This is a genomic window from Agilicoccus flavus, from assembly GCF_014857905.1.
In the GTDB taxonomy this organism is placed as follows: domain Bacteria; phylum Actinomycetota; class Actinomycetes; order Actinomycetales; family Dermatophilaceae; genus Agilicoccus; species Agilicoccus flavus.
This window is the reverse complement of record NZ_JACYXE010000002.1, coordinates 150,982-163,199: the sequence shown is the minus strand read 5'-3', so window position 1 is coordinate 163,199 and position 12,218 is coordinate 150,982. Positions and strand designations below refer to the sequence as shown.

Below are 12,218 nucleotides of genomic sequence, written 5' to 3'. Positions count from 1 at the left end.
GCGCAGGTCATACCCTTTCGATATGAGCGGACTCGAGGGGGGCGGGCGCGACCCGCGTCGGGTAGGCACCGACCCCGCCCACGCGGGGAATCGCGCGAGCGGTGGCCCCGGACACGGCGGGCCTGGTCCGCTCGCCGACGACCCAGACCTCGCCGCCCGTGACCCCGGACACGACAGGCCCGCCCCACTCGACGACACCCCCGACCTCCCCGCCGACCCGGCCATCCCCACGAGGGCCGTCGGTCGCGACGGGACGACCGGACGTGCCCCGGGAGCCGACGTCGGACGGGACCGACTCGACCTGCTGCCCCTGTCCCTGCTCGTCGCCATCTCGACGACCGGCAGCCTCGGGGCGGCGGCACGGTCGCTGGGCCTCGCGCAGCCGAACGCGAGCCGGCTGTTGCGCCGCCTCGAGGCCGACCTGCACCTGCGGCTCGTGGACCGCTCCCCGCGCGGCTCCACGCTCACCGCCGACGGGCGCCTCGTCGCCGACTGGGCCGAGCCCGTCCTCGAGGCCGCCTCCCGCCTCCTCGCCGGGGCGCGATCGCTGCGCGTCGACGCCGACTCGACCCTCTCGATCGGGGCGAGCCTGACCGTCGGCGAGCACCTCGCCCCCGGGTGGCTGCGGACGTTCCGCGACCTGCGCCCCCACGTGTCGGTCCGCCTGTCCGTCATGAACTCCGCCGACGTCGTCGAGGCCCTCGAACGCGGGAGGCTCGATCTCGGCTTCATCGAGAGCCCCGGCCGGCTCGCCCGGCTGCACGGCACCGTCGTCGCCCGCGACGAGCTCGTCGTCGTCGTGGCGCCCCACCATCCGTGGGCCCGACGACGCCGACCGCTGCCCCTCGCGGAGCTCGCGGGCACGCCGCTCATCGTCCGCGAACCGGGGTCCGGCACCCGGCGCACCGTCGATGACCTGCTCGGCGCCTTCGACCGGGCGCAGCCCGTCATGGAACTCTCGAGCACCGGCGCGATCGTCGCGTCCGTCGTCGCCGGGTCCGGCCCGGCCGTCCTCTCCTCGCTGGCCGTCGAGGGCGCCCGCCGGGCCGGGACACTCGTCGTCGTGCCCGTGGAGGACGCCTCCTTCGCCCGGAGCCTGCGGGCCGTCTGGCGGCCCACGCCCCGGCTCCTCGGGCCGGCCGGCGACTTCGTCCTGCACGCCCGAGGCCGGCCCCTGCCGTGAGGGACCGGCCTCTTACGGCGCCGACAGCACCGTTCAGTGCTCGGAGGCGGCCGTCGCACTCATGACGGCTCGCAAACCTCGCTGACGTTCGCCGCGCTGAACTATCCGTCGCGCTCGCAGTCCGTGGTCGCGCTCACTCCGGCTCGCACGCCCGCCTCCGCTCACCGCCCAGAGCCCGCAGTCGCGCTCACTCCGGCTCGCACGCCCGCCTACGTTCGCCGCTCAGAACAACGCGCTCATGAGGGCACGCCGCGCCTTGCCCACGCGCTCGTCGGCGGTGCCGACGACCTCGAACAGCTCGAGCAGGTGGGTGCGGACGCGCTCGCGCTCCTCGTCGGCGGTCACGCGGACCACGTCGATGAGCCGGGAGAACGCATCCTCCACGTGGCCGCCGAGCAGGTCGAGATCGGCGGCGAGGAGCTGGGCGTCGATGTCACCCGGCGCCGCGGCCGCCTTGGCCCGGGCCTCGTGCAGGTCGACTCCGGCCGTGCGGGCCATGAGCTTGACCTGCGAGAGCCCGATGCGGGCGTCCTCGTCGGCGGGGTTCGCCTTGAGCGCCGCCTCGTAGGCGCGCGTGGCGGCGTCGAAGTCACCCTGCTCGATGGCGTCGAAGGCCGCCTCGTGGTTGGGGTCGAGCGGCTCGGGCTCCGGCGCCTGGTCCGCCTCGTCACCGAGCGGGATGCGGCCCGTGACGCCGTTCTGCTCCGCGACCTTGAGGATCTCGTCCACGACGGGGACGAGCTGCTCCGGCGGCTGCACGCCCGCGAACAGCGGGACCGGCTGGCCCGCGATGAGGCCCGCCGTCATCGGGATCTGCTGGGCCTGGAACGCCTGCGCGACACCGGGGTTGGCCTGGACGTCGACGGCGATCACCCGCAGACGCCCCTCGAGGCGGGAGGCGACGGAGACTGCGGCGTCGACGGCCTGCTCGGTCTCGGGGTGCTGGGCCGACCAGAGGACGACGAGCGCAGGCACCTCGCGCGAGCCGAGCACGAGCTCCTGGAACCCGGCGTCCGTGCCGTCGACGCGGATACCGGCCGCGCCGGCACCCGAACCACCCGACGCACCGGGTGCGCGCGGCGGCGGGGGCGGTGTCCCGATGCCCGACAGGTCGACGGCGCCGCGCAGGGCGGCGGGGGGAAGCTTCGGCTGCTGGGTCATGACCGCATTCTCTCCGATGCGTCCGCGCGTGCCCAGCGGGACCCCACCCCGTCCGAGGCCGCCTCGGAGCGCTCAGGCGCACCGGGCACCCCTTCGCGCCGCCGACCGGGGGCGACGTGCCAGAGGACCGCCGCGACGAGGAGTCCGGCCCCCGCGGCGGCCGCGCCGAGCGTGACCGCCTCGAAGGCGAACTCGTGGAGCGAGGACGGGCGCAGACCGGCGAGCAGCGACGCCACGGCGAGCGCCGCCGCCACCGGCACCCGGACGACCCAGGGCGCGAGACGAGGCCGCAGGCGCGGGCGCGGGGACGGGGTCGCCCGGCGCAGGGCGAGCACCCCCGCCACGGCGAGGACGAGCAGGCCGCCGACGCCGCTGACGTACTGGGCCCAGGACGCGCCGCTCAGGCCCGCGTGCGTGGCGGCCAGCCACTCGATGTTCCGGGTCCCCCACCGCCCCGGATGGGTGAACTCGTCCCAGAGCACGTGGGTCGCCGCGCCGACGGCGACGGCGAGCGGCACGAACGACAACCGGGCCCCGCGCGGGCGCGTCGGCCGGGGCACGCGGGAGCGGATGGCCGCGGGGGCGGTGTCGACGAGCGGCGCCCGCAGCACGACCCGCCACGCCGCCCAGGCCGCAGCCCGAGGGCGACGTCGAGGGTGAGGACGGCGAGCGGGGTGTGGGTCGTCGCGTACGTCATCCCCGCCGGCAGCAGGCCGCCCACGAACAGTGGGAGGTCGGGGATCATCGCGCCGACCGCGAGCGCCGAGAAGGGCAGCGGCGTGCGCAGCAGCGGCAGGACCGCGACGGGGTGGGCGAAGGTCAGGGGCACCCGGCGACGGTAGGGCGCCGGCCTGGGCGCTCGCCGGGACGTGGGTAGCAGGCCGCGCTCCACCCGGGCCGCGGCCCACACGACCACACGGTGAGAGAACACGAACGACCGCCGGCGAGGCCGGCGTCGCTTCGCCCGCGAGGCCCACGACGGCTGCCCCTCCGCCCAGGTGCTCGGGCGGCTGCCCCTCCGCCCAGGTGCTCGGGCGGCTGCCCCTCCGCGTAGGTGCTCGGGCGGCTGCCGCTCCGCCCAGGTGCTCTGGCACCTGGCTCGGCGGTGACGGTGACGGTGACCGTGACGGCGGCGAGACCGCTCAGACCGCCGACCCCGAGGCCCGGTTCGGGGCCGGCGCCCGGCGTCACGAACCATTCGGGCCGGGTCGATCGGGACGGACCCGGGGCGATAACGCCCTGACCAGCGCGAACGACCGGACGGGGGTGTCGGTCGGGACCTCGACCCGGCCCGAATGGTTCGTCGGCGCGGCAGAGGCGTGCCGGCCCGCGCCGTCGGGCCGGGTCGAGCCGACCGGAGTCGTGGCCGCGGGTCGATCGCCGCGCCGGCGCAGGTCCGCGGCAAGCACGTGCGCGCTGAGCCGGCCGTCGTGGACGGTCCGGGCGAATTCGCGCAGCATCTCGGCGAGGACGCATGCGCGGCCCCGGCGGCCCGCGTGGGCGGCAGCCCGCAGAGCCCCGCGGCCCAGACGGCCGGCAGAACGTGCCGTCTCAGGACCGGAGCCGAGGCCGACCGGGCGATCCGCGATCGCCCGGTCGGCCGGGGGGGTCAGCTCTGGGCGGGCACGCGCAGGATGAGCGCGTCGCCCTGGCCGCCGCCGCCGCACAGGGCGGCGACGCCGACGCCGCCGCCGCGGCGCTTGAGCTCGTTGGCGAGGTGCAGCGTGATGCGGGCGCCCGAGGCGCCGATCGGGTGGCCGAGGGCGATCGCGCCGCCGTCGACGTTGACCTTCTCCTCGATCTGCTGCGCGTCGAGGCCGAGCTCGCGGCTCGAGACGACGCCGACCGCGGCGAACGCCTCGTTGATCTCGTACAGGTCGAGACCGGCCGGGTCGATGCCCTCCTTCTCGCACGCCTTGACGATGGCCCGCGCGGGCTGGCTCTGCAGCGTCGAGTCGGGGCCGGCGACGACGCCGTGCGCGCCGATCTCGGCGAGCCAGGTCAGGCCCAGCTCCTCGGCCTTGGCCTTGCTCATGACGACGACGGCTGCCGCGCCGTCGCTGATCTGCGAGGCCGACCCGGCGGTGATCGTGCCGTCCTTGCGGAAGGCCGGGCGGAGCTTGCCGAGGCTCTCGGCCGTCGTGCCCTTGCGGATGCCCTCGTCGCTGTCCACGACGACCGGGTCGCCCTTGCGCTGCGGGATGGAGACGGGGACGATCTCGTCCGCGAAGCGGCCCTCCTCGGTCGCCTGGGCGGCGAGGCGGTGGCTGCGGGCCGAGAACTCGTCCTGCTCGGCGCGGGTGAGCTCCTTGTCGCCCGAGTTGGCCTCCTCGGTGAGCCCGCCCATCGCCTGGTCGGTGAAGGCGTCCCACAGGCCGTCGTAGTCCATGTGGTCCTTGAGGCCCACGTCGCCGTACTTGAAGCCCGAGCGGCTCTTGGCGAGCAGGTGCGGTGCGTTCGTCATCGACTCCTGGCCACCGGCGACGACGACCTCGAACTCACCGGCTCGGATGAGCTGGTCGGCGAGGGCGATGGCGTCGATGCCCGAGAGGCACACCTTGTTGATGGTCAGGGCGGGCACGGACATGGGGATGCCGCCCTCGTGGGCCGCCTGGCGGGCGGGGATCTGGCCGGCCCCGGCCGTGAGGACCTGGCCCATGATGACGTAGTCGACCTGGTCCGGCGAGACGCCCGACTTCTCGAGCGCGCCCTTGATGGCGATCCCGCCGAGCTGGGCGCCGCTCAGGTCCTTGAGCCCGCCGAGGAGACGGCCTGTCGGGGTGCGGGCCCCCGCGACGATGACGCTCGTCTTCGTGTTGTCGGTTCCGCTCATGTCGATCAGCCTCCGGCGTCGGTGATGCAGATGGGTGCGGGGAGCCTGCCCCGCGTCGGGTCGCCCGGGCCGTGGGTCCGGCCGGGTGGGTCGGCGCCAGCCTAGTGGCCGGAGCCGACACCCGGGCGGGTCGGCCGCCGGGCCTTTACCGTGAGGCCCATGACGACCGACGACGCCACCCCCCACCGGCCCGCCACCCCTGCCACCCCCTCCGCCGGGCCGACGCCCCTATTCACCGCCATCGACCACGTGGGCGTGGCCGTGCGCGACCTCGACGAGGCCATCGCCTTCCACGAGCGCGTCTACGGGATGACGCTGCTCCACCGCGAGGTCAACGAGGAGCAGGGCGTGGCCGAGGCGATGATGGGCGTCGGCGACTCCGGGTCGTGCGTGCAGCTCCTCGCGCCGTTGGACGAGTCCTCCACCATCGCCACGTTCATCGAGCGCAACGGTGTGGGGGTCCAGCAGGTCGCGTACCGGGTCGAGGACGTCGACGCGGTGAGCGCCACCCTCCGCGAGCGCGGGGTGCGACTGCTCTACCCCGAGCCCAGGCGCGGCACGGCCGGCAGCCGCATCAACTTCGTCCACCCCAAGGACGCGGGCGGGGTCCTCGTCGAGCTCGTCGAACCCGGCGCCGGTCACTGACGACGCGAGGGTCGCAGGGGGTCGCCGACGGTCACCGGGGGCGCCGACGGCCATCGGGGTGGCGCCGGGGAGGCACTCAGCGATAGGACCCGGGCGGCGGGCGGCGGTCCCGCGCGCGCCAGCAGCTCTCGTGCCAGTGACGCCGGTCTTCGAGGCCGCCCATGCCGCCCCAGCCGTCCTCCGGCCACGCGACGACGTGGGCGATGGCCGAGGACACCGCCTGCTGACACCCCGGGCACCGGTAGTCGCGGACGTCGCCGTCGCGGCGCGGCCCGACCCGCCGGACCGAGAACGGCCGCCCGGCATAGTGCTCGGTGCGGACGAGGCCGCCGATCGCGCGGTCGAGGCTCAATCCGCGGTCGTCACGGCGACGGCGGTTGGCGCGGGGCATGGCGGTATTGTCTCAACCCGGCGCGCGTCCGCGTCGGCGACCGTGCCGCGGACCGCCCGCCCCCGCGCCCCGCAGTGAGGAGAAGCCCACCGATGACCTCGCCGCACGGAGTGCCCCGTCGCGGATTCCTCGCGGGCACGCTCGCGGCCGGGGCGAGCGGCGTTCTCGCGGGTTGCACCGCCGAGCCCGCCCCGCCCGCCGCAGGACCCTCCACGGGCCGCGCGAGCACCTCCGCCTCGAGAGCCGGATCCTGGGCGCCGCATCCGCGCACGGTCGGCGGCCTCTCGTGCGTGGCGGTCCAGGCCCAGCAGCGCCTCGTCCTGCACACGCTGGGCCAGGACGTGCAGTTCTGGGGCGGGGTCACCCTCGAGGCGACCCTCCCGGGCGACGCCCCGGGCACCTTCTCGGCGACGGCCGCCGACTACCGGCGGTGGCTGGGGACGATGGCCGAGCTCGGCGTCCGGATCGTGCGGCTCACGCGGCTGCACCCGCCGGCGTTCTACGCCGAGCTGCGCGCGTACAACGCGGCTCACGCGACGAGCCCGATCTACCTCGTGCAGGGCGTGGCCGTGCCGCCCCTGGCCCGGGACCTGTTGACCGCACCCCGGGTCACGACGGCGACCACGCAGGCGCTGCGCGACGCGAGCGCGGCCGTCCACGGCGACCTCGTCCGCCCGGGTCGCGCGACCGCGGCCCGCCCCACGGGCAGCTGGGCCGCCGACGTCTCCGCCTGGACGGTGGCGTGGATCCTCGGCGACGGCTGGCCGGCCGCGACCGTCGTCGCGACCGACGCCGCCGGCAGCGGTCAGGCCCGGCACGAGGGCCGGTACTTCTCCTCGACGGTGCAGGCGTCCGCGACGGAGCACTGGCTCGCCGCGCGCCTCGACGAGCTCGCGGCGCTCGAGGCGGCCCGCGGCGTGTCCGTTCCCCTCGCAGTGGGCAACTCCCCCGAGACCGACCCGTTCAGCCACCCGACCGAGCGGATCGCCGCGCAGCGCGGCCCCGGCATCGACACGACGCACGTGTTCGCCTCCCCGGCCTGGCCCGGCGGCACGTTCGCGGCCTACGCGGCCGCCCCCTACGCGCCCGACTTCCTCGACCGCCAGCCGCAGTACGCGAACGAGGAGGACCCGTACCGCGCCTACCTCGCGGCCCTCGCCTCGCACCACGGCGGCACGCCCCTGCTCGTGAGCAGCTTCGGGGTGAGCAGCTCGCTCGGCTCCGGGTCGAACGGCCCGGCCGAGCGGGACCAGGGGCCGCACAGCGAGCAGGAGGCCCTGCGCATCGGCGCCGACCTCCTGCGCCTGTACGCCGGCCTCGGCCTCGCGGGCGGGATGTACGCCGCGTGGCACGACGACTGGTCGGCCACGACGTGGAACACCGCGCCGCGCACCGCCCTCGTCGCGCCGGCCCGCCGCGTGCTCACGCACGACCCCCTCACGGCCGACCAGTGGATGGGCCTGCTCGCGCACGACCCGGTCAGGTCCGGCCCCCGCACGGTGCATTCGGCGCCGCAGAACGGGATGCAGCAGGTGCAGATCGACCACGACGAGTCGTGGCTGTACCTGACGATGTCGTTCTCCGGACGGGTCACCTCCCCCATCGAGATCGGGTTCGACCTGCTCACCGGCCCCGGGTTGCGGCTGCCCGGGGGCAGCGGCGAGCCGGTCTACGACATCGCGATCCGCATGGTGCCGACGATGAGCACCGCGGAGGTGTTCGTGCGGGCCGCGCTCGACCCGGCCCGGCTCGACGGGCTCCCCGCCGGTTGGTGGCCGTTGCCCGACGTCGGCGGGTGGAACGTCGTCGCCCTGACGACGTCGACGGCCTACGTCGTGCCCGGCACGACGACGCAGGTGTCGCCCACCTTCCTCAAGGTGGGTGAGCTCGTCATCGGCACGTGGGACCCGAAGGACCCGAACTACGACTCCCGGGCGACGTGGCACCTCGAGCGCCCCGACGCGGCCAAGCCGGCCACCCTCATCTTCCGGCTGCCCTGGTCCATGCTGTCGTTCGCGGACCCGTCGGCGCGCACCGTGCTCGACCTCGACGGGTTCAAGGCCGGCCTCACCCCGATCCGGAGCATGGCGATGACCATCGAGTCGTCGACCCCCGGCAGCCCGGTGACGGTGCCGCTGACCTGGCCGGTGTGGAACCGGGTGGGCAGCACCGAGCGCCTCAAGCGGGGAGCGGAACAGCTCCGCGACGCGTTCGCCCAGCTCGAGCGGCCCGGCTCCCCCGACGGCCCCTGATCGATCGGTCAGCCCTCGACCTCCCGATCGAGGTGGGGTGGGCGTCCTGACCGGTCGGTCGAAACGGCGACCTCAGACCGAGGCCGGCAGCCCGATCGCACCGAGGACGGCGTCGTCGAAGTACCGCTCGTACGTGTGGTGTGCGAGCACGTACTCGCGGGCCCGCTGCCCCATCGCCCGGTAGTGCTCCGCTCGGGCCGGGTCGGCGATGTCGCGCAGCGCCGCCGCCAGTGCCTCCGCCGTCGGGGGCACGATCACGCCGGTGACCCCGTCGGTGACGTAGTCGCGCACGCCGGGCGCGTCCGTGACGACGGCGACCTTGCCGAGGAGCATCGCGTTGAGGTAGGTCTGCTGGCCGGCCGACCGCACCGTCGTCTGCAGCGGCGTGACGACGGCGCGGGCGCCGGCGAGGAGGCGCACGTACTCCTCATGGGGAAACGTGCCGGCCCGGACGTCGGCGACGTCGCGCCGCGGGCGCCACGTCGAGGCGACGACCGCCCGCTGGCCCGACCGCTCGAGGGCCTCCTCGAGCAGGTCGTAGTCGCGCAGCGAGTTCCCCCCGGCGAAGACGTAGTCACCCTCGGACGTGGGGGTGTCGGCGGGGATCGTCGCGGGGAACGGCGTGAAGACGATACGTTCCGTCGGCACGCCCCAGGTCTGCGAGAAGGCGGGGATCTCGTCGCGGGACAGCACGGCGTAGTGGACGTGGGGCCCGTCGATGAGGCCGATCACGCCGCGGACGAGGCGAGCGAGCACGGACTCGGGCAGGTGGGTCCGGGCGGCGAGCGCCCGGCTGCCGGGCTCCCACGTCGCGTCGGTGATGAGGACGCGCGGGGGACGGCGGCGCAGGTACTTCAGCGCGAGGGCAAAGACGAGGTCGCGGTAGCGGTGCCGGACCGAGACCGCGCCGAGGAGGATGACGGCGCGGCGGCCCCGGGCGAGGGACCACATGCGGCGGTGGTCGGCGAGGGTGCCGACCCGCTCCGGGCGGTAGAACGCGACGTATCGTTCCCAGCGGGGCGTGGAGCCCCACATGCTGCTCATGATCGGCTTGTCGTGGCTGGGGCTGTGCTCGGCCGCCTGCGTCACCGGTGCTCCTGGGGTCGATTCCGGGTGGAGGGCCCCGCAGGGCCCGTCGTGGTCGAGGCACCGTCGCCTCCTTCCACCCTGCCAGGGCGAGCACCCTTGCGTCGAATGGCCTTTCGAGCGCCACGAGGCCCGGGAGGCCGACCCGCGGACGGTCGGGCGACGTCGCCGGCACCCGAACCGCCGCCCGCCGAGGGCGTCATCGCCGGACCTCCCGGCCCGCTAGGGTGACTCGTCGTGCGTCTCGTCATCGCGTCCTGCAGCGTCGACTACGAGGGCCGTCTTGCGGCCCACCTGCCCCGGGCGACCCGTCTGCTGCTCGTCAAGGCCGACGGGTCGGTGCTCGTGCACAGCGACGGCGGTTCGTACAAGCCGCTCAACTGGATGTCGCCGCCGTGCACCCTCGCCGAGGCCGACCCCGACGAGGTCGAGGCCGAGCTGGGCGTCACCGCCGTGTGGGTGGTCCGAGCCCCGAAGTCGGGCGACACGCTGCGGATCCGCCTCTTCGAGGTGCTGTCGGACTCGTCCCACGCCCTCGGGGTGGACCCGGGCCTCGTCAAGGACGGGGTCGAGGCGCACCTGCAGAAGCTGCTCGCCGAACACATCACCACCCTGGGGGCGGGCTACCGCCTCGTCCGGCGCGAGTACATGACGGCGATCGGACCGGTCGACATCCTGTGCCGCGACGAGGCGGGCGTGAGCGTGGCCGTCGAGATCAAGCGCCGCGGCGAGATCGACGGGGTCGAACAGCTCACCCGCTACCTCGAGCTCATGAACCGCGACCCGCACCTGCGCGCCGCCGGGCCGGTGCGGGGCGTCTTCGCCGCCCAGGAGATCAAGCCGCAGGCGCGCACCCTCGCCACCGACCGCGGTATCCGCTGCGTGACGCTCGACTACGAGGCGCTGCGCGGCATGGACGACGCCGAGGCGCGGCTCTTCTAGCTCGATCTCGGCAGGCTCGCTCCCGCCCTTCGCACGGATCTCGCCGTGGGAAGATGGACGGGCGACCTGCCCGCACCGGAACGCCGGACCGCCGGAACGCCTCCCTGGCGCGGACGCCGGGTGGCCTCACGGCGCGCCGACCGGCCGCGCCCCGCATCGAACGGAGCACCCATGACCCGACGCGTCGCCGTGGCCGCCCCCGGCCACGACCCGGTGGACGCCGCCCTGTCCGTCGCCGCCGCCGGCGGCAACGCCGTCGACGCGGCGGTGGCCGCCGTCATCACGGCGACCGTCACGGAGCCCGGCCTCGTGTCGCCGATGGGCGGCGCCTTCGTCAACGTGTGGGCGCCGGGCGACGAGCCCGTCGTCGTCGACGGCAACGTCGAGATGCCGGGCCGCGCCGCCGCCGCCGAGCGGTTCACGCACGGCGTCGACGCGCACGAGACCGGGTACTTCGGCGGGCTGACGATCTACGGCGGCGCGGGAACCGTGGCCACCCCCGGGATGTTCGCGGCCCTCGACCGGGCGAGTGGGCGATGGGGGGTCCTGCCGTGGGCCGAGGTGATGGCGCCGGCCATCGACGTCGCACGCCGCGGCTTCCGGCTCGGCGGCGCGTCGGCCTACTACCTCGGCACGGCCGGCGACACGCTGTTCGCCGCGGACCCGGAGACCAAGGCGTACCTCCGCCAGGACGGCACGCTGCCCGTCATGGGTCAGACGCTGCTCAGCCCGCAGCTCGCCGCGACGTTCGAGACGATCGCCGCCGACGGGGTGTCCACGCTCTACTCGGGCGAGCTCGCCCGCCTGCTGGCCGCCGACCTGGCCGGACGCGGCGGCCTGCTCGGCCTGGCCGACCTGCAGGAGTACCGGACCGTGACCCGGCCCGCCCTGCGGTCGCGGCTGCACGCGTGGGACATCGCCGCCAACCCGCCGCCGTCCGTCGGCGGTCCGGTGTTGACGACGATGCTGCGGCTCCTGGCCGACCGGCGCCGCACCCGGGGCGCGACGGACGCGTCCGACGTCGTCGACATCCAGCGCACGGTCCTCGGCTACCGTTACCGGGCCATCGACCGGGCGCACGACCTCGAGACCGCCGGCCGCGAGCTGCTCGAGCTGCTCGACACCCTCGGCCCGGCCGGCCTCGAGGCGGTGTGCTCCTCCCCCGAGACGATCCACGTCTCCGTCGTCGACAGCGACGGCCTCGCGTGCGCGATCACGACGTCGTCGGGCTACGGCTCCGGGGTGACGGTGCCCGGCACCGGTCTCATGCTCAACAACGCGCTCGGCGAGCCGGAGCTCAACCGTCGGGGCCTGCACGCGCTGCGCCCCGGCACCCGCCTCGCGTCGAACATGGCGCCCGCCACGGCCCGCCGCGACGACGGCGCCGTGCTCGCCATTGGCAGCCCGGGCGCCGACCGCATCACGACAGCGCTGTTCCAGGTGCTCGGCGGCGTTTGCCTCGACGACCACCCGCTGCAGGAAGCCATCGACGCACCCCGGGCGCACGTCGTCCTCGACGGCGACGGTTCCGCCCACCTCGAGTACGAGCCCGGCGTCGGACTCGCCGAGATCGCCGCCGCCACCGGGATGCGGGCCGTCGCGCACGAGCGGCTCGCGATGTTCTTCGGCGGCGTCGGCGCCTGCCTGCGCCACCCCGACTCCGCGCTGGAGGCCGCCGGCGACCCCCGCCGCGAGGCCGCCACCGGCGTCGGCTGACCGGAGGAC

At 75.2% G+C, this 12,218-nt stretch carries 9 protein-coding genes and 2 pseudogenes; 5 read left to right on the top strand and 6 right to left on the bottom strand.

All coding sequences use genetic code 11. The features are described from left to right. The first annotated feature begins 22 nt into the window (after positions 1 to 22). Complete coding sequence (locus tag ICW24_RS04280) at positions 23 to 1,183, top strand: LysR family transcriptional regulator (RefSeq protein ID WP_226344477.1); 1,161 nt, start codon at positions 23 to 25, stop codon at positions 1,181 to 1,183. A gap of 222 nt (positions 1,184 to 1,405) precedes the next feature. Here the strand turns inward: ICW24_RS04280 and ICW24_RS04275 are convergent, their stop codons facing one another. The 4 genes and pseudogenes from ICW24_RS04275 to ICW24_RS04265 all read right to left on the bottom strand — a co-directional run bounded on the left by ICW24_RS04275 (position 1,406) and on the right by ICW24_RS04265 (position 5,177). Next, on the bottom strand, positions 1,406 to 2,344 hold the full coding sequence (locus ICW24_RS04275; protein WP_226344476.1) for a co-chaperone YbbN: 939 nt from the start codon (positions 2,342 to 2,344) through the stop codon (positions 1,406 to 1,408). Continuing rightward, positions 2,341 to 2,964: pseudogene (locus ICW24_RS19190) on the bottom strand (DUF4184 family protein); the annotation flags it as partial. The gene ICW24_RS04275 and the pseudogene ICW24_RS19190, both read right to left, overlap by 4 nt. A gap of 29 nt (positions 2,965 to 2,993) precedes the next feature. After that, positions 2,994 to 3,542, bottom strand: a pseudogene (locus tag ICW24_RS19185) (DUF4184 family protein); the annotation flags it as partial. 411 nt (positions 3,543 to 3,953) lie between these two features. Further along, complete coding sequence (locus ICW24_RS04265) at positions 3,954 to 5,177, bottom strand: acetyl-CoA C-acetyltransferase (protein ID WP_226344475.1); 1,224 nt, start codon at positions 5,175 to 5,177, stop codon at positions 3,954 to 3,956. A gap of 159 nt (positions 5,178 to 5,336) precedes the next feature. Between ICW24_RS04265 and mce the strand changes: the two genes are divergently transcribed. Next, the gene (gene mce / locus ICW24_RS04260; RefSeq protein WP_226344474.1) at positions 5,337 to 5,822 is read left to right on the top strand and encodes a methylmalonyl-CoA epimerase; all 486 of its coding nucleotides are present in this window, start codon (positions 5,337 to 5,339) and stop codon (positions 5,820 to 5,822) included. A 76-nt stretch (positions 5,823 to 5,898) separates the two neighbouring features. Here the strand turns inward: mce and ICW24_RS04255 are convergent, their stop codons facing one another. Beyond that, a complete protein-coding gene (locus tag ICW24_RS04255) occupies positions 5,899 to 6,213 on the bottom strand; it encodes an Rv1322 family protein (protein WP_226344473.1) in 315 nt (104 codons plus the stop codon). A 92-nt stretch (positions 6,214 to 6,305) separates the two neighbouring features. Between ICW24_RS04255 and ICW24_RS04250 the strand changes: the two genes are divergently transcribed. Next, complete coding sequence (locus ICW24_RS04250; protein ID WP_226344472.1) at positions 6,306 to 8,465, top strand: hypothetical protein; 2,160 nt, start codon at positions 6,306 to 6,308, stop codon at positions 8,463 to 8,465. Positions 8,466 to 8,537: 72 nt separating this feature from the next. Here the strand turns inward: ICW24_RS04250 and ICW24_RS04245 are convergent, their stop codons facing one another. Then, a complete protein-coding gene (locus ICW24_RS04245) occupies positions 8,538 to 9,554 on the bottom strand; it encodes a glycosyltransferase (protein WP_226344471.1) in 1,017 nt (338 codons plus the stop codon). A gap of 234 nt (positions 9,555 to 9,788) precedes the next feature. Between ICW24_RS04245 and nucS the strand changes: the two genes are divergently transcribed. Both nucS and ICW24_RS04235 read left to right on the top strand, forming a co-directional pair. After that, entirely contained in the window at positions 9,789 to 10,493 is a 705-nt protein-coding gene (nucS, locus tag ICW24_RS04240) for an endonuclease NucS (protein WP_226344470.1), read from the top strand. 171 nt (positions 10,494 to 10,664) lie between these two features. Continuing rightward, positions 10,665 to 12,209 carry a gamma-glutamyltransferase gene (locus ICW24_RS04235; RefSeq protein ID WP_226344469.1) on the top strand — a complete coding sequence of 515 codons (1,545 nt, stop codon included), beginning with the start codon at positions 10,665 to 10,667 and terminating at the stop codon, positions 12,207 to 12,209. The last annotated feature ends 9 nt before the right edge of the window (positions 12,210 to 12,218 follow it).